Below are 23244 nucleotides of genomic sequence, written 5' to 3' on the forward strand. Positions count from 1 at the left end.
GGGACAAGGCGCATGTTCAACCGCCAAACGCGCAGCGCCATAGTTGCGCTCACCGCCGCCTTCCTGCTGGCAGGTTGCGTGTCTTTCGGGGCCAAGCCGCCGGAACAGTTGCTGGCGCTCAGCGCCGCGCAGAGGGTTGCGCCAGGGCGCTTGTTGACCGGAGCGCAGGGGCCAAGCCTGACCGTGGCCGATCCCGAAGCGCCCAAAATGCTGGATACGGTGCGGGTGCCAGTGCAGCTGTCGCCCACTTCGGTTGCCTATGTGACCAAGGTGCAATGGTCCGACACCCCGCGCCACCTGTTCCAGAAGCTGCTGGCGGAAACGATTTCCGCGACCAGCAACCGCATCGTGCTGGACCCCGGCCAATATGCTGGCGACGCAGGCCAGCGGCTGATGGGTGAACTGGTCGCTTTCGGCATCGACGCGCCGGGCAACAGCGCGGTCGTGACCTATGATGCCATATTGACCAAGGGCAGCGGCACGGTGATCGCGCGGCAGCGCTTCACCGCCAGCGTGCCGGTGGGCGCGAAGATCGAGGCAGGCACGATCGGCGCGCCGCTCAACGCGGCGGCAAACAAGGTCGCGGCGGACGTGGCGGCCTGGCTGGCGACGCAGCCGGGTTAAGCCCGCTCCAGCGCCTCGCCAATCTCACCGCCTGCGGCGTCCAGCAGGCGGCGCTCCAGCGTTTGCAGCCGCGCCTTGCTCTCAATCTTGCCGCCCAGCAGGTCGGTGACGTAGAAGGTATCGACCGCGCGTTCGCCATAGGTGGCAACATGGGCGCTGTGGACCGTGACCTTCGACTGGAACAGCGCATTGGCGAGGCTGAACAGCAGGGCAGGCCGGTCAGCCGCGTTGATTTCCACCACGGTGAAGCGGTTTGACGCCTTGTTGTCGATCAGCACATTGGGGACGATGCGGAAGGCTTCGGCGCGGGTCCGGGTGAGCGGACGCGCCGACAATTTGGTGATCATCCGGTGGCGGTTGGACAGCGAATCCTCGATCGCGTTGCGGATGCGAGTGAGCTGGTCGGGATTGTGGAAGGCGCCGCCAAACGGGTCCTGCACCAGGAAATTGTCGATCGCCACGCCATCGCGCGTCGTGTGGATGCGCGCGTCGATGATGTTGCCGCCCGCCAGATGGATGGCCCCGGCAATACGGTAGAACAGACCTGGATGGTCGGTGGCATAGACCGTCACCAGCGTCGCGCCGCGTTGCGGATAATAATGAGCCGCGATCGACAATGGGGCGTCAGCGGACGCCAATATGTGGTGCGCGTTGTGGATCAATATATCCTCTGGCTCGGCGATCCAGTAGGATTCAGGCAGACGCCTGCGTAGCCGCTCAAACTCCGCATCGGGCAGCCCCAGCGCCAGCCGCGTCGCTTCCTGCTTGGCCGCGACCCGTTCGCTACGGCCCTTCTGCTTGTGGCCCAGCCGCAGCAATTCTTCGGCCGATTCGTACAGGTCGCCCAGCAATTGCCGCTTCCAGCTGTTCCACACACCCGGTCCGACAGCGCGAATATCCACCACGGTCAGGCAGAGCAGCAGCCGCAGCCGTTCCGGGCTTTGCACGACATCGACGAAATCGAGGATCGTCTTGTAATCGGCCAGATCGCGCTTGAAAGCGGTGGCCGACATCAACAGATGGTAGCGCACCAGCCAGGCGACCGTCTCCGTCTCCGCCGGGGTCAGGCCAAGGCGCGGGCAAAGATGTTCGGCGACTTCCGCGCCCAATATGCTGTGGTCGCCGCCCCGCCCCTTGGCAATGTCATGCAGCAGCACCGCGACGTAGAGGACGCGGCGCGAGAGTAGCTTGCCCATCAATTCAGACGCCAGCGGATGATCTTCGGGCAGATCGCCCTTTTCGATCCGGGCAAGCAGGCCAACGGCACGGATCGTATGTTCGTCCACCGTATAATGGTGATACATATCGAACTGCATCTGCGCCACGACCCGACGGAAATCAGGGATGAAACGGCCGAATACCGTGGATTCGTTCATCCAGCGCAGGACGGTTTCGGGGTCACGCGGGCTGGTGAGCACCTCCATGAACGCGGCGTTGGCACGCGCGTCCTTGCGCACCTTGGCCGTGATGAGGCCAGCGTCGCGACTGGCAGCGCGGATCGCGCTGGGGTGGATCGACAGGCCGTGGCGGTCGGCCACCGCAAAAATCTCTATCAGGCGGACCGGATCGTCCTGAAAGAAATCGTCGCTGGGCAGCGACAGGCGGCCGCGTTCCAGGACGAAACCGTCCAGCTTCTTGGGCCGGCGGAACATGGCGGGGATGTAGCGCCGCCCCTTGGCCGCCATCTGGTCATCCAGATGAGCCAGGAACATGGCAGTCAGGTCGCCCACGATTTTGGCGTTGAGGAAATAATAGCGCATGAAGCGCTCCACCCCGGACCGGCCATGCCGCCCGGTAAAGCGCATCCGCGTCGCGGTTTCCAGCTGGAGGTCGAAGGTCAGCCGATCCTCCGCCCGGCCGGTGATGGTGTGGAGATGACAGCGCACCGCCCACAGAAAATCTTCCGCCTTCTGGAACTGGCGCAATTCCAGCTGTGTCAGCAGCCCGACATCGACCAGCTCTGCGACCGATCGCACCCGGTTCACATATTTGCCGATCCAGAAAAGGGTGTGAAGGTCACGCAGGCCGCCCTTGCCCTCCTTCACATTGGGTTCGACGACATAGCGGCTGTCGCCCATCCTTTTGTGCCGCTCCTCGCGCTCGGCCAGCTTGTCGGTGACGAAGGCGCGAGCGGTGCCCTGCATCACTTCCGCGTCGAAACGGGTCGACGTTTCCTCATAGAGCGCCCGGTCGCCCCATATATAGCGCGCCTCCAACAGGGCGGTACGGACGGTCAGGTCCGCCTTGGCCATCCGCATCGTCTCGTCGATGGAGCGGCTGGAATGGCCGACTTTCAGGCCCAGATCCCACAGCGAATAGAGCATGGATTCAATGACCTGCTCGGTCCAGCCGGTCGGCTTCCAGGGCGTAATGAAGCCGATATCGACGTCACTATGCGGCGCCATTTCACCCCGGCCATAGCCGCCAACCGCGATCAGGGCGATCCGCTCGCCCGTGCTGCGATTGCCCGACGGGTAGAGATGGTGCGTCGTCGCGTCGTAGAGCAGGCGGAGAATCTGGTCGATCAGGAAGGCAAAGGCCGTCACCGTCTCCCGCCCGCGCGTGGGCTTGGCCTCCAGCCGGCGGGCGACTTCGGCCCGGCCTCCATCCAGCGCCGCCTTCAATTCCTTGACGATCAGGCCGCGCAGCAGCATCGGATCACTACGGTGCATTTGCGCCTGGGCGGTGATGTTGTCGGAAATCGCGCGCCGATCAATGATCGCACGGCGCGATCCCAGCGCGGGAAAATGCATGACCATGGAGGCTATCTAGTCATGGTCGCTGGTCGCGGCCAGTTGTTTCAGTCGATATATCTGATCGAGCGCTTCGCGCGGCGACAATGCGTCGGCGTCAATGCCGTCGAGCGCGGCGCGTAACGGGTCGATCACCGCTTCGGGTTCGGCCGCAACGGCGGCGAACAGCGGCAGATCGTCCAGCCCCGCCGCGATGCCCCCGGTCTTTGCCTTGCCCGCCTCCAGCCGCGCCAGCACATCCTTGGCGCGCTTCAGGACGGCGGCGGGAAGGCCCGCGAGCCGCGCGACGGCCAGGCCATAGCTGCGGTCGGCCGGTCCCTGTGCCAGTTCGTGCAGCAGCACCAGATCGCCCTTCCATTCGCGCGCGCGAACATGGTGGAGCGAGAGCGCGGACAGGCTTTCGGCGAGGCGCGTGAGTTCATGATAATGGGTGGCGAACAGGCAGCGGCAGCGATTGACCTCATGCACCGCCTCCACCACCGCCCAGGCGAGCGCCAGCCCGTCATAGGTGGAGGTGCCGCGCCCGACCTCGTCGAGGATCACGAAGCTGTCGGCGGTCGCCTGCGCCAGTATGGCGGCGGTCTCGACCATCTCGACCATGAAGGTCGATCGCCCCCGCGCCAGATTGTCCGACGCCCCGACCCGGCTGAACAGTCGATCGACCAGACTGAGCGTCGCCGCCTGTGCGGGGACATAGGCGCCTGCCTGCGCCAATATGACGATCAGCGCATTTTGCCGCAGAAAGGTGGATTTACCGCCCATATTGGGACCAGTGACCAGCCAGAGCCGATCGTCCTGCACCAGACGGCAATCATTGGCGACAAAGGCCTGCCCGTCGCGCCGCAGCGCATCCTCCACGACCGGATGCCGTCCGCCGGTGATGTCGAGGCATGGCCCCGCCCCGTCCGCCGCGACGAAATGCGGCCGCTGCCAGCCGCCCTCCGCCGCGCGTTCGGCAAGCGCGGCCGCGACGTCGAGCCGGGCCAGCGCCTGTGCGGCGCGGGCGATGTCGGCCTTGCGATCCAGCACGGCGGCGATCAGATCCTCCAGATGCGCGGCTTCGGCCACCAGCGCGTGACCGCCCGCCTGCGCGACGCGCCCGGCTTCCTCATGCAGGTCGACCGAGTTGAACCGCACGACGCCGGCCAGCGTCTGGCGATGGGTGAAGCCGCTGTCGGGCTGCATCAGCGTGTCGGCAGCGCGGGCAGGTACCTCGACATGATAGCCCAGTACGCCATTATGGCGGATCTTGAGGGTGGAGATGCCGCTCTGCGCGCGATATTTCGCCTCCAGCGCAGCGATCGCCCGGCGACCATCGCCCGCCATGCGGCGCAGTTCGTCGAGCGCGGGATCATAACCGTCGGCAATATAACCGCCGCTGGCGGTTTCGGTCGGCGGGGCAGGCACCAGCGCCCGCGCCAGCCTGTCCACCAGCGCGCCATGGCCATCGAGCGCGGGGAGCAGGCGAGCAAGCAGCAGCGGCTGTTCGGGCAACCGCCCCAGCCGTTCGCGCAGCAGCCGCGCTTCGCCAAGGCCATCGCGCAACTGGCCCAGGTCACGCGGGCTGCCACGGCCCACCGCGACCCGGCCCAGCGCCCGGCCAATGTCTGGCAGGGCGCGCAAGGCTGCACGGAGCTGGTCGCGCAGCCCCGCATCGTCGTGGAACAGCTGCACCAGCCCCAGCCGCGCCTCGATCAGACCCATGTCCATCAGCGGCGCGGACAAATCCTGCGCGAGCAGCCGGGCACCCGCCCCCGTCACCGTGCGATCGACCGCGCCCAGCAGGCTGCCCGCGCGCGCGCCGCTCATCGTCGCGACAATCTCCAGACTTTCGCGCGTCGCCGCGTCGATCGCGACATGGCCGCCGCTGGTCTGGCGCAGGGGTGGCGCAAGGAAGGGCAGTGTCCCCTTCCCCGCATGGTCGAGATAGGCGGTCAGTCCCCCCATCGCCGCCAGTTCGGCGCGGCTGAACTGGCCAAAGCCGTCGAGCGTCGCAACCCCGAACAGCCGTTTGAGCGCTGTTTCGGCGCGACTGCTGGAAAAGGCCGCGCGATCGAACATATGGGCGTCGGTTATGTCGAGCGTTGATCCGTCCGCCACTACCGTCTCGCTGGGACGCAAGCGGGCGAGTTCGGCGGGCAGATCGATGGCGCGGCAGGTCATCGTCTCGAACCGGCCAGTGGAGATATCGGCGGCGGCAAGGCCAATCTCGCCGTCTCCTCCCACTTGTGCGAGGGCCACCAGCATATTGTCGCGCCGGGAATCGAGCAGGGTCTCCTCGGTCAGCGTACCCGCCGTCACATAGCGGACGATGTCGCGCGCCACGAGCGTCTTGCCGCCGCGCGCCTTCGCCTGCGCGGGCGTTTCGGTCTGTTCGGCAATGGCGACCCGATGGCCGGCCTTGATCAGCCTGGCCAGATAGCCCTCCGCGCTATGCACCGGCACACCGCACATCGGAATCGGTGTGCCGCCATGTTCGCCCCGACTGGTCAGCGCAATATCGAGCGTCGCGGCGGCAGCCTTCGCATCATCGAAGAACAGCTCGAAGAAATCGCCCATGCGGTAGAAGAGCAGGCAATCGCTCGCCCGCGCCTTGAGCGACAGATATTGCGCCATCATCGGGGTAAGCGGCGGCTGGATCGCGGTGTCATGAGGGGCGCTGGGCATGATCGTGCGATAGCGCCAAGCCGCCACGCAGGAAAGAGCCGTGAAAAGCGGCCTTCTCGCACTTGCCCACAAGGCGCGCTTGCCGCTAGGGCCAAGGTAACGGACAGCAAAGGCGGGTATCTGATGACCGACAAGTCGAATGTGGAATTTTCCGAGCGCGAGGCGCTGTTCTTCCATTCGACCGGCCGCCCCGGCAAGATCGAGATCATCGCGTCCAAGCCGATGGCGACCCAGCGCGACCTGTCGCTGGCCTATTCGCCGGGCGTCGCTGTGCCGGTGCTGGCGATCGCGGCCGATCCTGCCACCGCCTATGACTATACGGCCAAGGGCAATCTGGTCGCCGTCATCACCAACGGTACGGCGATCCTGGGCCTTGGCAATCTGGGCGCGCTGGCGTCCAAGCCGGTGATGGAGGGCAAGGCGGTGCTGTTCAAGCGCTTCGCCGACGTTGATTCCATCGACATCGAACTCAAGACCGAGGATGTCGATCGCTTCATCGACGCAGTCGAGCTGATGGAGCCGACCTTTGGCGGCATCAACCTTGAGGATATCAAGGCGCCGGAGTGCTTCATCATCGAACAGACGCTCAAAGAGCGGATGAACATCCCGGTGTTCCATGACGACCAGCATGGCACCGCGATCATCGCGGCGGCGGGCGTCATCAACGCAGCGATGCTGACCGGGCGCGAACTGAAAGACCTGAAAGTCGTGGTCAATGGCGCGGGTGCGGCGTCGATCGCCTGCACCGAGCTGATCAAGGCGCTGGGCGTGGCGGGTGACAATGTCATCATGTGCGACAGCAAGGGCGTGATCTATCAGGGTCGCACCGAAGGCATGAACCAGTGGAAGTCGGCCCATGCGGTGAAAACCGACGCCCGCACGCTCAAGGAAGCGATGAAGGGCGCGGACGTGTTCCTGGGGCTTTCGGTCAAGGGCGCGGTGACGCCGGACATGGTCAAGGATATGGGCGAAAAGCCGATCATCTTCGCCATGGCCAATCCCGACCCGGAAATCACGCCCCCCGATGCCAAGTCCGTGCGGCCGGAAGCCATCGTCGCCACCGGCCGGTCGGACTATCCCAATCAGGTCAACAACGTCATCGGCTTCCCCTTCATCTTCCGGGGTGCGCTGGACGTGCGGGCGACGACGATCAATGAAGCGATGAAGGTCGCCGCCGCCCATGCCATCGCCGAACTGGCGCGTGAGCAGGTGCCGGAGGAAGTGGCCAAGGCCTATGGCCGTTCGCACAGTTTCGGCCCGGACTATATCATCCCCGCCCCGTTTGACCCGCGCCTGATGGAAGTGGTGCCGTCGGCCGTGGCGCAGGCGGCGATGGATAGCGGCGTCGCGCAAAAGCCAATCGCCGACATGGCGGCCTATCGCCAGTCGCTCAAGGCCCGGCTCAACCCGACCACCTCGGTCCTGACATCCGCCTATGAGATGGCCAAGGCCAATCCCAAGCGCGTCGTGTTCGCCGAAGCGGAGGAGGAGGTCGTGCTACGCGCCGCGATCCAGTTCCGCGACCTGGGCTATGGCATCCCGGTGCTGGTCGGGCGCGGCGAGGTGGTCGACAAGCTCAAGGCGCTGGGCGTGCGCGATCCCGACAGTTTCGAGCTGCACAACAGCGTCAATTCGCCGCTGGTGCCCCAAATGGTCGACCTGCTTTACAGTCGGCTCCAGCGGCGCGGCTATCTGCGCCGTGATTGTGAGCGGATGGTGAACCGGGATCGCAACATTTTTGGTACATTGCTGGTCAAGATGGGCGTGGCCGACGCGATGATCACCGGCATGACCCGCCCCTATGCCCAGACGCTGCGCGAGGTGAAGCGCGTGATGGACCCGGCCGCGGGGCGCACCCCCTTTGGCATCCATGTCATGGTATCGAAGGACAAGACCGTGTTTCTGGCCGATACCACGGTCAATGAACGCCCGACGGCCGGCGAACTGGCCGACATTGCGGAGGGCACCGTCGCCGTCGCCCGACGGATGGGCCATGACCCGCGCGTTGCCTTCCTCTCCTACTCCAATTTCGGCAACCCGCCCGGCGCATTTCTGGAAAATGTGCGTGGCGCGGTGAAGCTGCTCGACGAACGCGATGTCGATTTTGAGTATGAAGGCGAAATGACCGCCGATGTCGCGCTCAACCCGGCCGTGATGAAGAATTATCCGTTCAGCCGCCTGTCCGGCCCGGCCAATGTGCTGGTCATGCCCGGCCTGCAATCGGCCAATATTTCGGCCAAGCTGCTGCGCGAACTGGGTGGCACGTCGATGATCGGCCCGGTTCTGGTCGGCATGGAAAAATCGGTGCAGATCGCAACGATGGCGTCCAATGCGTCGGAACTGCTGACGCTGGCGGTGCTGGCGGCGGGCGGAATCGCGCTCTGCTCGACAAAGGATGCCCCCATCCAATGGCAGGTTCGTGGACAAACACAGTGCAGGAAAAAGCCAGCATGAGTGACAATATCAGTTTCGACAGCGCAACTTTCCGTCGCGTGCTGGGCCATTATCCCACTGGCGTATGTGTCGTCACAGCCATTGAAGCAGATGGCGCGCCGGTCGGCATGGTGGTCGGCTCATTCACCTCGGTCTCGCTCGATCCGCCGCTGGTCGCCTTCTTCCCGGCCAAGACGTCGAGCAGCTGGCCACGCCTGGCTGCGGTCGGCAAATTCTGCGTCAACGTGCTCGCCAGCGACCAGCAGGCGCTGTGCCGCCAGCTGTCCGGGCGCGGCGAGGACAAGTTTGCCGGTGTGTCGCATCGTGCATCGGCGAACGGATCGCCGATCCTGGACGATGTCGTCGCCTGGATCGACTGTACGCTGGACGCCGTGCATGAAGCGGGCGACCATTATATCGTGCTGGGCAGGGTCGTGGCGCTGGAGGTCGACCGACCGGAGCGGCCCTTATTGTTCTTCCAGGGCAATTATGGCGAATTTTCGCTGATCGGATAAGGTTGCCGCCGGCACGCGGCGTCTTACCAGTAAAGTTACGGATTGAAGGTCCAGAGCCGTCTTTCTACCATGTGTCCTAATGGGCGTATGGGAGAAGTATTACTGGTCCTTAACTCCTGCCAGCTATTGCTGACTGACGCCTCCCCCTGCCGGATCGCCCATGACTGCGCTGCTCATCACTGTCGATACGGAACTGTCATCCTTGCTCCAGCAGCGCGGTGTGGGCCTGGAGGAGAATATCCGCCGTTCGATCTGGGCAGAGGCGCAGGGCCAGCCGCACGGCATTGGCTGGCAGATGGACATGCTGGACCGCCATGGCCTGAAGGGCGTATTCTTTCTCGATCCTCTGCCCGCGCTGGTTCATGGTGCCGATTTTCTGACGCCGATCATCGCTGCCATCGTGGAGCGGGGCCATGAAGTGCAGATGCACATCCACACCGAATGGCTCGCTTGGGCGAAACAATCGCCGGTTGAGGGACGGCAAGGCCGCAATATCGGCGACTTCACGCTGGCCGACCAGATCGTCCTGCTGGGCCTGGCCAAGGGGTTGCTGGAACAGGCCGGGGCACCTGCCATCACCGCCTTTCGCGCCGGTAATTTCGGCGCAAATAACGACACGCTGCGCGCCCTCGCGGCGATAGGCCTGTCCTGGGACAGCAGCGTCAACCCTGCCTATCTGGGCCGCGACTGCCATATTGATGCCGATCCGGGCGAAATAGGCGCGACCCGTCTATGCGGCATCACTGAATTGCCAGTATCGGGTATCATCGACCGGCCCGGCAGCTTTCGTCCGGCACAGATTTGCGCGATGTCCGCCGCCGAGATGCGCGCCGGACTGCGCCATGCCGCGCGGGAGGGCCACGACGCCTTCGTCATTGTCACCCACAGTTTCGAGATGCTGTCCCGCGACCGCCAGCGGGCCAATGGCGCGGTCAAGGCGCGGTTCGTCGCGCTTTGCCGGGAGGCCGCCCGCCTGCCGCAGGTCCGCGGCGCAGGCTTCCATGACCTGCCCACGGCGCTGGCCGATCGCCCCGGCCGCAGCCTGACCCGCGTGCCGCCCAGCCGGGTGCGCACCGGACTGCGGATCGCGCAGCAGGCCTGGACAACATGGCGCTACGAACATCGGCTGGTGCCTGCGTGACATCTTCCCCGGTGCGATTGTCATGGGTCTGGAGAACGCCATCGGCCTGACGGTCGTGCGCGAACTGGGCGAGCATGGCGTGCCGGTCCATGGCGTTGTCCGCGACGCGCACAGTGTCGGGGCCGCCTCGCGCCATTGCACCCACCTGCTGTTGCGCCCGCCTGGCCCTGCTGCCCTCTGGCTGCCGGAGATGATCGACCGAACCGGCGCGCGCGCAGTGCTGGCCGTGTCGGAATCGGACCTGCTGGAGCTGGCGGACCTGCCGCCGACAATCGGCGACTGCCACATATTGGTCCCCCGGCCCGACCGGCTGGCCAACGTAATCGACAAATTGCGCACGCTGGACATTGCCGCACAGATCGGCCTGCGCGTCCCGCAAACCTGGCAACCCCAGCCCGGTGAGGATTTCGCCATCCGCATCGCGGCGATGCGCTATCCGTTGGTCGCCAAATGGGCCAATCCACCTGCGGTCATCCCGATATTGGAACAGGCCGGGCTTGCATGGCTAAAGACCGATTATATCCGTACCCCGCAGGAGCTGATCGCGCTGCTGGACCGCTATGCCCCGGTCTGGCGCTGGCCGCTGATCCAGCAATATTGCGGGGGCGTCGGGCTGGGGCAGATGCTCTATATGGAACAGGGTCGGGCGACGATGCAGTTCCAGCATCGCCGTCTGCACGAATGGCCCCCTGAAGGGGGCGTGTCCACGCTGTGCCGGGCCGAGCCGGCCGGCCACCACGGCGAACAGATGGCCTTGTCGGAATCGTTGCTGCGCGCGCTCGACTGGGACGGGCAGGCGATGGTCGAATATCGCTACGAACCCGATAGCGGACGCTACTGGCTGATGGAGGTCAATGGCCGCTTCTGGGGCAGCTTGCCGCTCGCCCGCCATTGCGGCGCGCATTTCGCCTGGGAAGCCTATCGCCGCACCGTGCTGGGGCAGCATGATCCGGCACCACCCCCGCGCGACGATTTGCGCGCGCGCTATATGGTACCGGAAACCAAGCGCCTCGTGCGCTTGTGGATCGCGCCGGGACTAATCGGCGATCCTTTCTTCAAGCGGCGGCCGGTCAGGGATCTGATTGACTATGTGCTGGCTTTTTTTGACCCCGCCACCCGCTATTATGTGCTCACCCTGTCCGATCCACGCCCATGGGTGCGGGATATGACGCAGATGCTCAGGAAAGCCGTGCGCCGGGAAAAGCACTGACCAGCCGCGCCACCGCCTGTTCGATCCGGGCTAGGCAAGTCGCCATATAGCGATCGTCCAGCCCATAGGGATCGTGCAGATGCGGCAGCATCGGCCGGGTCCAGCGCCCCAGCAAAAGCCGCGGCAAATGGTTCAGGCGCGAATCGGCCGCCAGCCGATGCAATTGCCGCACCTCCATCGCCAGCAGCAGGTCGCCCTCCTGCGGCACGTAGTCGGCCATGTCGATTGCCCGGTGCCGGGACAGGTCATGGCCCAGCGCATGGGCAGCGACGATTGCGGGATCATGCGCGGCGCGGCCAGTGGTGGTCGACAGGCCGAAGGAGGCGGCCCGAAGCCCCGCCCGGCGCGCCGCCACATCGGCCAAGGCGCTGCGGCAGATATTACCCTGACACACAAAGACCAGCCGCCGCACCTGCGCAGGATCAGCCGTGCGGCTGGCAGACAGGCCCAGCGTGAGTTGCGGATAGGACAGGATCAGGCGGACCAACCCGCGCAAAGTGCCGAAACGGGCGCGGATCATCGGCTTGGTCCGAAAAAGGGTGGCGGAGACGGAGGGATTCGAACCCTCGGTAAGGAGTTATCCCTACGACGGTTTAGCAAACCGTTGGTTTCAGCCACTCACCCACGTCTCCAAACATGGCCTGAACGCCCGCTTGGGGCGGGGCTGCGGCTAGGCGACGTGTCCTATAGCGACGGCTTTGGCGCATGGCAACGGTCCTGTTCGGGGATTTTTTGCCCTTTTGCCATCCCGCTAATTCGTTCCGGCCCGGAATCGACTCAGGTGGGCGTTCGTTCATTGTCGTTTCAGGTTGAAAGCCGATAGTCTGGGGGATGGTTAAGATGGCAATTTGCGGGGAGCTTGCGGCATGATCGGGATTATGGGACGGACAAGCGCCCGCTTGGCGCGCGCAGGCGCGCTGGTCGCGGCGCTGGCAGGGCTGGCGTTCAGCCCCGTTACAGCGTCGGCGCAGGTGCGTACGATCGATCCCAACACCGCGATCGATGCCGATCTCGCACCGCCGCCGCCCGCGCGCAGCGCGCCCATCGAATCGGGCGTCGACCCCAGCGTCTATAGCGACAGCCCGGCCGACAGCGCCGTCACATCCGGCACCACCGCGACCGGCGCGCCAGTCACCGCCGCATCGCCGCCCGCCGCGATCGCACCCAGCGATTCCTTCCAGGAGGACGATCTGATCGGCGCGGCCGAAGGCGTGTTCGGCAAGGGCGCGGAAGGACTGGCGGGGCTGATCGAAAAAGTGCTGAAAGATCAGGGCCGCCCCAACGCCTATATTGCGGGGCGCGAGGCGTCGGGCGCTTTCGTCGTCGGCCTTCGCTACGGTTCCGGCACGCTCAATCACAAGGTGGAGGGCAAGCGCGAAGTCTATTGGACCGGCCCGTCGATCGGCTTCGATGTCGGCGGCAACGCGGCCAACACCTTCGTTCTGGTCTATAATCTCTACGACACGCAGGATCTCTATCACCGCTTCCCGGCTGCCGAGGGCACCGCCTATCTGGTAGGCGGTTTCACCGCCAGCTATCTGCGCTGGGGCAATGTCGTATTGATCCCGATCCGTCTGGGCGTCGGCTATCGGCTGGGGGTCAATGCCGGCTATATGAAGTTCAGCGAAAAGCGGACCTGGCTGCCGTTCTGAGGGGCTTTCGTGGCTCCCGCCTGCGCGGGAACATATCACGCCTTGGGCTTACAACCCCAGCGCCAGCTGATCGCCCTGATCGCCTATCTCCGTCACTTCCAGATTATGCACCCCCAACCCCAGCAACCGCGCGCCCATCCGCAGCGGTAGCTGGGCCAGCAGCAACTCCCGCGCGGCCTGTGCCAGCTGGTCGGGCGACCGCACCGGCGTCGCAAAGCTGCGCGACCGGGTGATGATGCGGAAATCGGCGAACTTGATCTTGAGTGTCACCGTCCGGCCCCAGGCCTGTGCCTTGTCGATCCGGCCCCACAGGCTGGTCGCGATCCGGTCAATCTCCGCAACCAGCCTTTCCCGGTCGGTCAGGTCGTCGAAAAATGTATCCTCGACGCTCACCGACTTGCGCTGCTCGCGTTCGCGCACCGGCCGGTCATCCTGCCCGCGTGCGGCGCGGTAATAATAGCCCGCCGCGCTGCCGAAATGCGCCTGGAGAAAGGGCAGGTCGCGCGCGCGCAGATCAGCACCCGTCTCTATCCCCAGCGCATGCATCCGCGCCGCCGTCACCGGTCCCACGCCATGAATGCGCCGCACCGGCATCGCCGCAATGAAGGCCGGGCCTTCGCTGGGCCGGACGATGCACATGCCGTCGGGCTTGTTCTGGTCCGACGCCAGTTTGGCGATCAGCTTGTTATAGGACACGCCCGCCGATGCGGTGAGGCCGGTTTCGGCGCGAATCAGCGCGCGAATCTCTGCGGCGACCTGCGTGGCTGAGGCAATGCCCGGCTTGTTCACGGTGACGTCCAGATAGGCCTCGTCCAGCGACAGGGGCTGGATCAAGTCGGTAAAGCGCGCGAAGATCGCCCGGATCTGCCCGGACACCGCGCGATAGGCGTCGAATCGCGGCGGTACGAAGATGAGGCCGGGGCAGAGCCGTCGCGCCCGTGCGCCGGGCATGGCGGACTTGACCCCGAAGGCGCGCGCCTCATAGCTGGCCGTCGCCACCACCCCTCGCGGGCCGCCGCCACCGACCGCGATCGGCTGGCCCCGAAGTGCGGGATCGTCACGCTGTTCCACCGACGCATAGAAGGCGTCCATGTCGATATGGATGATCTTGCGCAGCGGTGGCGGCGGGGCGTCCATGGACCGATCTTATGCCATGGCAGGAACGAAAGGGAAACAGCATTGCCGCCGCCGCGCCCTATTCCTTGCCCTTGAGCGCCAGCAAGGCGGCAAATGGACCAGCCTGATCCTCCCGCAGCACACCTGCTTCACGTAAAACGGCGTCGGCATCGGGTGCGCGTGGATAGGGCGCCATTGCCAGCGCCACCGTTTCGGCCACCGCTTCGCCCATATCGATGATGTTGCCGCTATAGCCGATCGTGTCGCAATCTTCCGCGTCCAGCTCCATTTCAGAGCCTTCGACGATATCGCCATCCTCCGCGACGAAGCGGAGCAGGAAATCACTGTCGATCATCTCCGGAACCGGCAAACCGGTTGCCACGCAGGCCTGTGCCAAACTGGCGCGCACCCGGCCGCGCGCGAAGATGCTGCCATTCTCCTCACTGATCGCATAGTCCGCGTCCAACGCATCCAGCGCCAGCAGACCGAACCGGCGCATCAACGCTGCGCGCTCGGCCGCATCGGCCGTGATAGTCGTCTTGCCACTGATATGGCCGATCTGGTCGAGCCTGATGGGCCGCGAAAATTCAGGCGTTGGCACCGCGCTCATCCCATATCCCCCGCCAGCATCGCATCGCGCGTCAGACAGCCCAGCCGCGTCCAGCGTTCCCGCAAGGCGCCTTCGACATGGGCGAGCGCAGCCTCACTCACCGGCGCACCGCGATAGAGGTTACGACGCAGCGCGTCCGCCATGTCGGCCTCGCCCGCCAGCGCGGCGCGATAGGCGCTGATCCGGCCGCCCAGCGCGCTCATCATACGGCCGATATGCTTGCCGACCACGACGTCGCCAATCCCTTCCTGCCGCAATTGGCCGTCCATATCGTCCACGAACAATTCGGTCAGCCAGACGCTTTCCTGGGTTGCCCCCTGCTGCTCCAGCCGCATCAGCACCTGCGCCAGCACCGCGACGATCATGTCGAAACGCCCGTCCAGCGTATCGGGCACTGCGCCCTCCAAATACCAGTGCGGCTGACGCCCCTGGGCGACGACGGCGTGATAGAGCGGCATCAACCCGGTCTTGGGATCGGCGCGGCCAAACAGGCGCTGGAGGAAGTTGGGGGAGGCGGTGGACATGATAGCTACGCTTTTTTAAGACGGATCGTTGGACGGAGCGCCGTCCTGCCAAGTGTCGCCCCTTGCCGGGGGCGACGCATTTCCATATTGATCGAGCGGCTGCCCAATGCAATGGCGGCATCATGTTTATTGGGTTCGCGGGTGCGTTCCGCCAGGAGAAGTCCATGCGTCAGTTCAGCCGTCATTCCACACGCGGGCGTTTCCTGTTGGCTCTCGGCCTCGGCGCGCTGGTGCTGGGGGCATCGGGCTGCACCCGCATCCGCACCCATCAGGGCTATCAGGTCGACAAGCTGCTGGTCGATTCGGTCCAGCCGGGCATCGACAATCGCGCATCGGTGGAAGGGACGCTGGGTCGGCCCAGTTTCACGTCGCAGTTCGGCGAGCAGGACTGGTATTATGTGTCGCGCGACATGCGGTCGCTGGCCTTCTCCAACCCCAAGCCAGCCGACCAGACGGTATTGCGCGTTCGCTTCGATGCAGCGGGCAATGTCGTTGCGGTGGACCGCGCGGGACTTGAGCAGGTCGCCAACATCTCGCCCATGGGCGACAAGACCCCGACGCTGGGTCGCAATCGCAGCCTGTTTGACGAGATATTCGGCAATATCGGCGCGGTCGGTGCCGGTGGCATGGGTGGCAATGCTGGCGGCAGCGGTCCAGGTGGCGGCCCGAACGGCAGCTAAGGCCGCCCTCACTCCAGGCTCTTACTCGCCTGTTCGGTGACATCCTTCGACAGGCCCGGCTGCGCCAATATGCGCTGCAACTGCTCCCGCATCAGCGCGGCGCGCTCGGCGTCAAAACGCTTCCACCGGCCCAGCGGCGGCACCAGCCGCGCAGCAGTCTGCGGATTGCGCGGATCGAGCGCGATGATGCAGTCGGCAACCAGTTGATAGCCCTTGCCCGACCGGTGGTGGAACGCCCACTGATTGCCTGCAAATGCGCCGTACAGCGACCGCACCCGGTTGGGGTTGGACAGAGTGAAAGCCTTGTGCCGCCCCAATTCCTCGACCTGATCGACCGTATCGGGATGCAGCGCGAACGCCTGGGTCTGGAACCATTTGTCGAGCGTCAGCGCATCATGGCCATAGCGGTTGTAGAATATGTCGATCGCCGCGTCGCGTTCCGCACTGGTGCCGTTGGCCAGCGTGGCGAGCGCCGCCTGCCGCTCGGTCATATTGTCCGCCTCGTGAAACTGGGCAAAAGCGATGGCGGGGCCATCTTCCGCGCCCGACGCCACCAGATAATGGAGCGCCGCGTTGCGCAGCTTGCGGGCACCCTTGGCCGCCGATGACAGCGAAAAGCCATTCGCTTTCGTGCGGCTATGGATGTCGCGCCATAGCGGCTCCAACTCCGCGCCGATCCGCTGTTGCAGCGCTTCGCGCGCGGCGTGGATCGCATCAGGGTCCACCACGCCCATCTGGTCGCCCAGATAGGCTTCGCTGGGCAGGCGAATCGCCTCTGCGACGAAGGCCGGGTCGAGCAGCGGATCGGTAATGGTGTTGCGCACCGCCGCGACGACCGCACCGTCATCGACCAATTGTTCCGCGATGGTGCCGATCAACACATTGACCATCAATTGCTGCATCGCCTCATAACGCGCGAACGGATCGTCATCGCGCGCCGACAGGAAGGCGAGGTCGTCCTGACTGCGATTGGTCTCGACGATCACCGGCGCGGAAAAGCCGCGATTGATCGACAGGATTGGCGGGGTCGCAAACCCCTGGAAACGGAAGCTCTGTTGCGCCTGTGTCAGCATCAGCAGTTGGTCGCCCTGATGCGCGCCGGTCGCGGGATCAAACAGAGCAACGCGCAACGGGATCGCCATCGGCTGCTTGTCGGGTTGGCCGGGCGTGGGCGGGATGCTTTGTTGCAGATCAAGCTCGACCGTTCCGGTTGCGGGATCATGGTCCAGCAGCGCGCGGACATGCGGCGTCCCCGCCTGCTCATACCAGCGGCGGAACTGGCGGAGGTCGATCTCCCCGCCCTCTTCCATGGCGGCCACGAAATCCTCGCAGGTCGCGGCCTGCCCATCATGCCGGTCGAAATAGAGATCGCTGCCTGCGCGAAAGCGTTCAGCGCCCAGCATCAGCGCCATCATGCGGATAATCTCCGCCCCCTTATTGTAGATGGTCGCTGTGTAGAAGTTACTGATTTCCATATAGGATTCTGGACGGATCGGATGTGCGAGCGGGCCGCTATCTTCCTGAAACTGCGCCGCGCGCAGGATGCGGACATCCTCGATCCGCTTGACCGCATGGCTGCCCATGTCGGCCGAAAAGCTCTGATCGCGAAAGACGGTGAAGCCTTCCTTCAGGGACAGTTGAAACCAGTCGCGGCAGGTGACGCGATTGCCCGACCAGTTGTGGAAATATTCATGCGCCACCACGCCCTCGACCCCGTCATAATCAATGTCGGTCGCGGTTTCAGGGTCGGCCAATATGTAGCGCGAATTGAAGATGTTGAGGCCTTTATTCTCCATCGCGCCAAAGTTGAAATCGGCGACAGCGACGATGTTGAACACGTCCAGATCATATTCGCGGCCATAGACGCGCTCGTCCCAGGCCATGCTGTCCTTGAGCGCCTGCATGGCATGGGCGGTGCGGGGCAGGTCGGCCTCGCGGACCCATATACCCAGCTGCACATCTCGCCCGCTCATCGTCACGAAACGGTCGGCGTTGCAGGCCAGGTCGCCTGCCACCAGCGCGAACAGATAGCAGGGCTTGGGGAAGGGATCGTTCCAGCGCGCCCAGTGGCGGCCATCACCGGCCTCCCCCTGTTCGACCGGATCACCATTGGCGAGCAGGATGGGGTAGCGCGCCTTGTCTGCCTCCAGCCGAACCATGTAGCGCGACAGCACATCGGGCCGGTCGGGGAAGAAAGTGATACGGCGGAAGCCTTCCGCTTCGCACTGGGTGCACAGCAGGCCACCGCTGGCGTATAGCCCCATCAGCTTGCTGTTGCTCTCTGGCGCCAGTTCGACCAGCGTTTCGATGTTGTGCGCCGCGCCGGTCAGCGCGACGATCAGCGACCCGGCCTCCAGATGCCAGTCGTCCGCAGCCAGCAGCACGCCATCGACCTTTACCTCCAGCGGCACCAGCCCGTCGCCATCCAGCCGCAACGGCCGATCATGATCACCATTGCGGGTCACCGACAGCGTCGCACGAACGCTGGTCAACGCCGGGTCGAGAAGGAAATCCAGCGCGATCGTGGGAACGAGCCAGTCGGGCGGGCTATAGTCTGAGCGGCGGATGATCGTGGGGGCGGTGGTGGAGCTTTGCATGTCGGCCATGCCCACAACCTAGGGAGCGGGTGGGCAAAAGGCCAGTCTGCTTTGGGTCTAACTCTTCAAACTTCGCCCATATCAACTATGGTGATTCACGGCCTAGATGCGTTCGCCTGACAGGCGCTGGCACAGCATGTCGAGCTGATCGAGCGTCGAATAGCGCAGCGATAGCGTGCCGCCGGCGCCGCTGACATGGTCGATATCGACCTTCAGCCCCAATATGTCGGCCAGATGCTGCTCCAGCGCAGCGATGTCGGCGTCCTTGTCGCCCGAACCGCCGCCGCGTCGTGCCGCCGGTGCATCCTCGCCCTTCTTCACCCGGCGGACGAGCTGTTCAGTATCGCGGACCGACAGGCCTTTTTGTTCGACCCGCCGCGCCAGCGCCTCGCAATCGGGCGCGCCGATCAGGGCGCGGGCATGGCCCATGCTGATTTTCTGTTCGACTACCTGTTGCTGCACCGTGGCGGGCAGGTCGAGCAGCCGCATCAGATTGGCGACATGGCTGCGCGACTTGCCGACCAGGCGGCCCAGCGCTTCCTGGCTGTGATTAAATTCGGCGATCAGCTTGCGATAGGCCTCCGCCTCTTCGATCGGGTTGAGATCTTCGCGCTGGATATTTTCGATCAGCGCGATTTCCAGCGTCTCCGCCTCATCGAAATCGCGCACGATAGCGGGGATGCGGTGGAGATGGGCGCGTTGCGCCGCGCGCCAGCGGCGTTCGCCCGCGACGATCTGAAAACCGCCGCCATGCGGACGGACGATGATCGGCTGGATAATGCCGCGCTTGGCGATACTTTCGGCCAGTTCCTGCAACGCGCCTTCATCGAAATGGCGGCGTGGCTGTTCGGGGTGCGGCTGGATCAGCGCGACCTCTATGCTCTGGATCGCCTTGCCCGATGGCGAGGGGGCGGACGGCGCCACCGGTTCTTCGCGCGCGACATCGCCCAGCAGCGCGGACAGGCCGCGCCCCAACCCATGCGGGCGCTTGACCACCTTGGGCTTTTCGCTCGTGTCGTCGCTCAAGCCGCTACCTCCTGCCGGGGAAGGCGCGCGATCAGTTCGCGCGCCAGTCGCATATAGGCTTCCGATCCCGAACAGCGGAAGTCATAGATCAACGCCGGAACACCGTGGCTGGGCGCTTCGGACAGGCGCACGTTGCGCGGAATGACGGTGGTGAACACCAGATCGCCCAGGCAGGCCCGAACATCATCGGCCACCTGATCGGTCAGCCGGTTGCGCCGGTCATACATGGTCAGCGCCACGCCCATAATCGACAGGCCCGGATTGAAGCGACCCCGGATACGTTCGACCGTCTGGAGCAGTTGCGACAGGCCTTCGAGCGCGAAAAATTCGCACTGCAACGGCACCAGCAAGGATTGCGCGGCGACCATGGCATTGATCGTCAGCAGCCCCAGCGACGGCGGGCAATCGATCAGGCAAATGTCCCAGCGACCAACCGGCGCTTCTGACAAGACCCGTTCCAGCCGGTGGGTGCGCTCCTCATATTCGATCAATTCGATTTCGCAGCCCGACAGATCCTGCGTTGCGGGGACGAGATCGAGCTTGGGCACGCGGGTGGCGACGATGGCGTCCTCCAGCGCGCAATTGCCGACCAGCAGGTCATAGCTGGACTGCGCCCGGTCCGCCTGCATCACGCCCAGACCGGTCGAGGCATTGCCCTGCGGATCGAGATCGACCAGCAACACGCGCAATCCCGTCGCCGCCAGTCCCGTGGCCAGATTGATCGCGGTCGTGGTCTTGCCCACGCCGCCCTTTTGATTGGCGATGGCGATGCAGATCATGCGCGGCCTTTCCTCCTGGCGACGGGTTTGACGGACTGCGCGATCAGGATGGCGCTATCGGCATCCGTTACGCTCGCTTCCATGTGAAAGACACCTTGCCACGATGGGCGCACCGCCTCCAGTTCATTTTGCGCATTTCGTCCCTTGGGCAGCACCCATAGCGTTTTTTCATTGGCCAGATGCGCGGCGGACGACAGGAGTTTGGGCAAGGGTGCGTAAGCGCGGGCGCTGATGACCGCCGCTGCGGTCGACGGAACTGCCTCGACACGGCCGCCAAACACGCGCGCGCGGTTGAGGCCGAGTTGGTCGATCACTTCGTCGAGAAATTCGATCCGCTTGCGCCGTGATTCCACCATCGTCACCGGCCGCGTGGACAGGCAGGCGACGACAATGCCGGGCAATCCCGCGCCTGAGCCGAGGTCATACCAGTCCCCTTCGCCCGCACGTTCGGCATGGCAAAGCAATTGCGCGGAATCGACGATATGCCGCGCCCACACATGGGGGCGGGTCGATTCCGCGATCAGATTCTGCTCGTCCATTGCCGCCAGCAGAATCGCTACATAGCGTTCCAGCCGGTCCCATGTTTCACGTGAAACATCGAATTGCGTTTCAAGCCAGGCCCGCGCCTCTTCCTCCGTCACGCGGCCACCCGGCGGACATGGACGAGAATCGCAGCCAGCGCCGCCGGGGTAATCCCCCGGATCCGGCTCGCCGCCGCCAGCGTGTCGGGCCGGGCCGCGTCGAGCCGCTCGATCATTTCGGTCGACAGGCCACCGATCAGGGCAAAGTCGAAATCGGCCGGGATCATCACCCGTTCGTTGCGGCGCATATCGGCAATCTCCGCATCCTGCCGTTCGAGATAGGGGGCGTAATGCGCGTCCTCCAATATTTCCGCGCGCAGGTCATCGGGCGCATCGCGCAGGCCGGGGGCAAGGGTCAACAGCAAGGCCTCGTCCACTTCGGGGAAGCGCGCCCAATCAAACAGGCTGCGCCGCGCACCGTCCTGTCGCACGGTTGCGCCAGCGCGCGCCATTTCCGTTGCCGTCATAGGCCGGGCCAACTGCGCCTCCACGGCTGCGCGTTGCGTTGCGCGACTGGCCAGCCGCGTTGCACGATCCGCGCCGATCAGTCCATGCGCCAGCCCGATCGCGCCCAGCCGCGTCTCGGCATTGTCGGCCCGCAACCGCAGGCGATATTCCGCGCGGGCGGTCAGCATCCGATAGGGTTCGGTCACACCCTGCAACACCAGATCATCGATCATCACGCCAATATAGCTGCTCGCCCGATCGAGAACCAATGCGCCCTCGCCCCGCGACCGCGCCGCGGCGTTTGCCCCCGCGACCAGTCCTTGCGCGGCGGCTTCCTCATAGCCGGTGGTGCCGTTGATCTGCCCGGCGCAGAACAGGCCGGGGATCGCGCGCACTTCCAACGTGGAATCGAGCGCGCGCGGATCGACATGATCATATTCGACGGCATAGCCCGGCACGACAATCTCGGCCCGTTCCAGCCCGCGCATCGAGCGGACCATGGCAATCTGCACATCGGTCGGGAGCGACGTGCTGATGCCATTGGGATAGACGAGCGGATCGTCCAGCCCTTCCGGCTCCAGAAAAATCTGATGCCCGTCGCGGTCACCGAAGCGCTGGATCTTGTCCTCGATCGACGGGCAGTAGCGCGGCCCCCGCCCCTCGATCGCACCGCTGAACAAGGGCGAGCGGCCTAGTCCGTCGCGGATGATCTGATGGGTGCTGTCATTGGTGCGGGTGATCGCGCAGGCGAGTTGGGGCAGGACACGCCCGTGCGACAGTGGCGACATGGTCCAGTGCGCGCTGTCGGAGGGCTGCGCCTCCAACATTGCCCAGTCGATCGTGCGCCCGTCGATGCGCGGTGGCGTGCCGGTCTTGAGCCGCCCGATCGGCAGGCCGATGGCGCGCAGCTGGAGGCCCAGCGTCGTCGCGGCGCGCTCGCCAACGCGGCCGCCGGTCTCGCGCTCGTCGCCCCGGAACAGCTTGCCGCCCAGGAACGTGCCGGTCGCCAGCACGACAGACGGCGCGTGCAGCACCCGGCCATCGGCCAGCGCCAGCCCGGCGACGACATCACCATCCAGCAGCAGCGCGTCGGCTTCGCCTTCAACAATCTCCAGCCCCGACTGCGCATCGAGCATCTGGTGGATCGCCGCGCGATAGCGTTTGCGGTCGGCCTGGACACGCGGTCCTTGCACCGCTGCGCCCTTGCTGCTGTTGAGCATCCGATAATGGATGGCGGCGGCGTCGGCGGCACGGGCGATCAGCCCATCGAGCGCATCGACCTCGCGCACCAGATGGCCCTTGCCCAGCCCGCCGATCGCGGGGTTGCAGGACATGGCGCCTATGGTCGCCCGCTCGAAGGTGAGCAGCGCCACCGCCGCGCCTTTGCGGGCCGCAACGGCCGCCGCCTCACACCCGGCATGGCCGCCACCGACCACGATCACATCAAAGCTTGTTCGCATGGTGCCGCCCTTATCAGAAAGGCGCGGTCGGGGCAAAAGCGTTCCACGTGGAACATGCGGCTCATTTGCCGATGCAGAATCCCGCAAACAGCCGGTCGAGCATATCCTCGGTCCCCGCCTGCCCGGTCAGCGCATCAATCTCTCGCCGCGCCTGCCGCAGTTCCTCGGCCAGGATCAGCAAATCATGGGCGCTGGCAGCGGAATCGAGAAAGGCCGCAATATGTCCAACTCGCTGTCGCTGTCGCTCGTGCAGCGCATAGTCGCCCTCGCCCGGCAGCAGTGCGGCGGCACGGTCGAGCAGCAGCGCGACGAGCGCCTCCATCCCTTCGCCGGTTTGGGCGGACAGGCGCAGGCCGGGACGATCCCCCTCCCCGTGCCGGTCGCATTGCGCCGCGACCAGCAACGCATCCTCGCGCGGCACGTCGGCAG

Annotated in this window: 18 protein-coding genes, 1 tRNA gene and 1 pseudogene; 7 read left to right on the forward strand and 13 right to left on the reverse strand. The window is 65.0% G+C overall.

The features are described 5' to 3' along the window. Positions 1-12 precede the first annotated feature (12 nt). Positions 13-624, forward strand: a complete 612-nt coding sequence (locus EBBID32_RS20795) for an ABC-type transport auxiliary lipoprotein family protein (protein ID WP_037492307.1) — start codon at positions 13-15, stop codon at positions 622-624. Here EBBID32_RS20795 and EBBID32_RS20800 read toward each other — a convergent pair. Both EBBID32_RS20800 and mutS read right to left on the reverse strand, forming a co-directional pair. Continuing rightward, positions 621-3383: a [protein-PII] uridylyltransferase gene (locus tag EBBID32_RS20800; RefSeq protein ID WP_006966417.1), complete on the reverse strand. Its 2763-nt coding sequence runs from the start codon at positions 3381-3383 to the stop codon at positions 621-623. The two genes, EBBID32_RS20795 and EBBID32_RS20800, sit on opposite strands and share 4 nt — an antisense overlap. A 9-nt stretch (positions 3384-3392) precedes the next feature. Next, entirely contained in the window at positions 3393-6044 is a 2652-nt protein-coding gene (gene mutS / locus EBBID32_RS20805; RefSeq protein ID WP_037492326.1) for a DNA mismatch repair protein MutS, read from the reverse strand. 123 nt (positions 6045-6167) lie between these two features. On the opposite strand from mutS, the gene EBBID32_RS20810 reads away from it, so the two are divergent. The 4 genes from EBBID32_RS20810 (at position 6168) to EBBID32_RS20825 (ending at position 11343) form a co-directional block, all read left to right on the forward strand. Beyond that, positions 6168-8498: an NADP-dependent malic enzyme gene (locus tag EBBID32_RS20810; protein ID WP_006966419.1), complete on the forward strand. Its 2331-nt coding sequence runs from the start codon at positions 6168-6170 to the stop codon at positions 8496-8498. Next, positions 8495-8992, forward strand: coding sequence for a flavin reductase family protein (locus EBBID32_RS20815; RefSeq protein ID WP_006966421.1), 498 nt, complete (start codon positions 8495-8497; stop codon positions 8990-8992). Before EBBID32_RS20810 ends, EBBID32_RS20815 begins: the two co-directional genes overlap by 4 nt. A 160-nt stretch (positions 8993-9152) precedes the next feature. Further along, on the forward strand, positions 9153-10133 hold the full coding sequence (locus EBBID32_RS20820; RefSeq protein ID WP_006966423.1) for a polysaccharide deacetylase family protein: 981 nt from the start codon (positions 9153-9155) through the stop codon (positions 10131-10133). 22 nt (positions 10134-10155) lie between these two features. Then, complete coding sequence (locus tag EBBID32_RS20825; RefSeq protein WP_006966425.1) at positions 10156-11343, forward strand: carboxylate--amine ligase; 1188 nt, start codon at positions 10156-10158, stop codon at positions 11341-11343. Here EBBID32_RS20825 and EBBID32_RS20830 read toward each other — a convergent pair. Together EBBID32_RS20830 and EBBID32_RS20835 are read right to left on the reverse strand one after the other, a co-directional pair. Next, positions 11312-11863: an arsenate reductase/protein-tyrosine-phosphatase family protein gene (locus EBBID32_RS20830; RefSeq protein WP_006966427.1), complete on the reverse strand. Its 552-nt coding sequence runs from the start codon at positions 11861-11863 to the stop codon at positions 11312-11314. The genes EBBID32_RS20825 and EBBID32_RS20830 overlap by 32 nt on opposite strands. 20 nt (positions 11864-11883) lie before the next feature. Next, positions 11884-11975 (reverse strand) — tRNA-Ser (locus EBBID32_RS20835). A gap of 234 nt (positions 11976-12209) precedes the next feature. Between EBBID32_RS20835 and EBBID32_RS20840 the strand changes: the two genes are divergently transcribed. After that, positions 12210-12995 (forward strand): DUF1134 domain-containing protein, encoded by a 786-nt coding sequence (locus EBBID32_RS20840; RefSeq protein ID WP_006966429.1) that lies wholly within the window; start codon positions 12210-12212, stop codon positions 12993-12995. A 48-nt stretch (positions 12996-13043) separates the two neighbouring features. Here the strand turns inward: EBBID32_RS20840 and dinB are convergent, their stop codons facing one another. From dinB to EBBID32_RS20855, 3 genes are read right to left on the reverse strand one after another with little or no spacing between them, the layout of a single operon-like run. Next, a complete protein-coding gene (gene dinB, locus EBBID32_RS20845) occupies positions 13044-14132 on the reverse strand; it encodes a DNA polymerase IV (protein WP_006966432.1) in 1089 nt (362 codons plus the stop codon). Between the two features lie 58 nt (positions 14133-14190). After that, the gene (locus tag EBBID32_RS20850; RefSeq protein WP_006966433.1) at positions 14191-14721 is read right to left on the reverse strand and encodes a DUF177 domain-containing protein; all 531 of its coding nucleotides are present in this window, start codon (positions 14719-14721) and stop codon (positions 14191-14193) included. Beyond that, the gene (locus EBBID32_RS20855) at positions 14718-15245 is read right to left on the reverse strand and encodes a ubiquinol-cytochrome C chaperone family protein (protein WP_006966438.1); all 528 of its coding nucleotides are present in this window, start codon (positions 15243-15245) and stop codon (positions 14718-14720) included. Before EBBID32_RS20855 ends, EBBID32_RS20850 begins: the two co-directional genes overlap by 4 nt. Before the next feature lie 164 nt (positions 15246-15409). Between EBBID32_RS20855 and EBBID32_RS20860 the strand changes: the two genes are divergently transcribed. Then, positions 15410-15925, forward strand: coding sequence for an outer membrane protein assembly factor BamE (locus tag EBBID32_RS20860; RefSeq protein ID WP_006966442.1), 516 nt, complete (start codon positions 15410-15412; stop codon positions 15923-15925). A gap of 8 nt (positions 15926-15933) precedes the next feature. Here the strand turns inward: EBBID32_RS20860 and pepN are convergent, their stop codons facing one another. From pepN to EBBID32_RS20890, 6 genes and pseudogenes are all read right to left on the reverse strand, one after another. Next, positions 15934-18531, reverse strand: a complete 2598-nt coding sequence (gene pepN / locus EBBID32_RS20865) for an aminopeptidase N (protein ID WP_037492311.1) — start codon at positions 18529-18531, stop codon at positions 15934-15936. Positions 18532-18624: 93 nt separating this feature from the next. Then, complete coding sequence (locus EBBID32_RS20870) at positions 18625-19548, reverse strand: ParB/RepB/Spo0J family partition protein (protein ID WP_006966447.1); 924 nt, start codon at positions 19546-19548, stop codon at positions 18625-18627. Then, entirely contained in the window at positions 19545-20327 is a 783-nt protein-coding gene (locus EBBID32_RS20875; RefSeq protein ID WP_006966449.1) for a ParA family protein, read from the reverse strand. Before EBBID32_RS20875 ends, EBBID32_RS20870 begins: the two co-directional genes overlap by 4 nt. Beyond that, on the reverse strand, positions 20324-20968 hold the full coding sequence (gene rsmG, locus EBBID32_RS20880) for a 16S rRNA (guanine(527)-N(7))-methyltransferase RsmG (protein WP_006966452.1): 645 nt from the start codon (positions 20966-20968) through the stop codon (positions 20324-20326). The genes EBBID32_RS20875 and rsmG overlap by 4 nt, the downstream gene beginning before the upstream one ends. Further along, positions 20965-22815, reverse strand: coding sequence for a tRNA uridine-5-carboxymethylaminomethyl(34) synthesis enzyme MnmG (gene mnmG, locus EBBID32_RS20885; protein ID WP_006966454.1), 1851 nt, complete (start codon positions 22813-22815; stop codon positions 20965-20967). Before mnmG ends, rsmG begins: the two co-directional genes overlap by 4 nt. A 61-nt stretch (positions 22816-22876) precedes the next feature. Then, positions 22877-23244: pseudogene (locus EBBID32_RS20890) on the reverse strand (tRNA uridine-5-carboxymethylaminomethyl(34) synthesis GTPase MnmE); the annotation flags it as partial.

The organism is Sphingobium indicum BiD32 (assembly GCF_000382885.1).
Lineage (GTDB): Bacteria > Pseudomonadota > Alphaproteobacteria > Sphingomonadales > Sphingomonadaceae > Sphingobium > Sphingobium japonicum_C.

Bases quoted from the DNA above. Each gene is read 5' to 3' on its own strand.
- EBBID32_RS20795 (WP_037492307.1), top strand. From the start codon at position 13: ATGTTCAACCGCCAAACGCGCAGCGCCATAGTTGCGCTCACCGCCGCC.
- EBBID32_RS20800 (WP_006966417.1), bottom strand. From the start codon at position 3,383: ATGGTCATGCATTTTCCCGCGCTGGGATCGCGCCGTGCGATCATTGAT.
- mutS (WP_037492326.1), bottom strand. From the start codon at position 6,044: ATGCCCAGCGCCCCTCATGACACCGCGATCCAGCCGCCGCTTACCCCG.
- EBBID32_RS20810 (WP_006966419.1), top strand. From the start codon at position 6,168: ATGACCGACAAGTCGAATGTGGAATTTTCCGAGCGCGAGGCGCTGTTC.
- EBBID32_RS20815 (WP_006966421.1), top strand. From the start codon at position 8,495: ATGAGTGACAATATCAGTTTCGACAGCGCAACTTTCCGTCGCGTGCTG.
- EBBID32_RS20820 (WP_006966423.1), top strand. From the start codon at position 9,153: ATGACTGCGCTGCTCATCACTGTCGATACGGAACTGTCATCCTTGCTC.
- EBBID32_RS20825 (WP_006966425.1), top strand. From the start codon at position 10,156: ATGGGTCTGGAGAACGCCATCGGCCTGACGGTCGTGCGCGAACTGGGC.
- EBBID32_RS20830 (WP_006966427.1), bottom strand. From the start codon at position 11,863: ATGATCCGCGCCCGTTTCGGCACTTTGCGCGGGTTGGTCCGCCTGATC.
- EBBID32_RS20840 (WP_006966429.1), top strand. From the start codon at position 12,210: ATGATCGGGATTATGGGACGGACAAGCGCCCGCTTGGCGCGCGCAGGC.
- dinB (WP_006966432.1), bottom strand. From the start codon at position 14,132: ATGGACGCCCCGCCGCCACCGCTGCGCAAGATCATCCATATCGACATG.
- EBBID32_RS20850 (WP_006966433.1), bottom strand. From the start codon at position 14,721: ATGAGCGCGGTGCCAACGCCTGAATTTTCGCGGCCCATCAGGCTCGAC.
- EBBID32_RS20855 (WP_006966438.1), bottom strand. From the start codon at position 15,245: ATGTCCACCGCCTCCCCCAACTTCCTCCAGCGCCTGTTTGGCCGCGCC.
- EBBID32_RS20860 (WP_006966442.1), top strand. From the start codon at position 15,410: ATGCGTCAGTTCAGCCGTCATTCCACACGCGGGCGTTTCCTGTTGGCT.
- pepN (WP_037492311.1), bottom strand. From the start codon at position 18,531: ATGGCCGACATGCAAAGCTCCACCACCGCCCCCACGATCATCCGCCGC.
- EBBID32_RS20875 (WP_006966449.1), bottom strand. From the start codon at position 20,327: ATGATCTGCATCGCCATCGCCAATCAAAAGGGCGGCGTGGGCAAGACC.
- mnmG (WP_006966454.1), bottom strand. From the start codon at position 22,815: ATGCGAACAAGCTTTGATGTGATCGTGGTCGGTGGCGGCCATGCCGGG.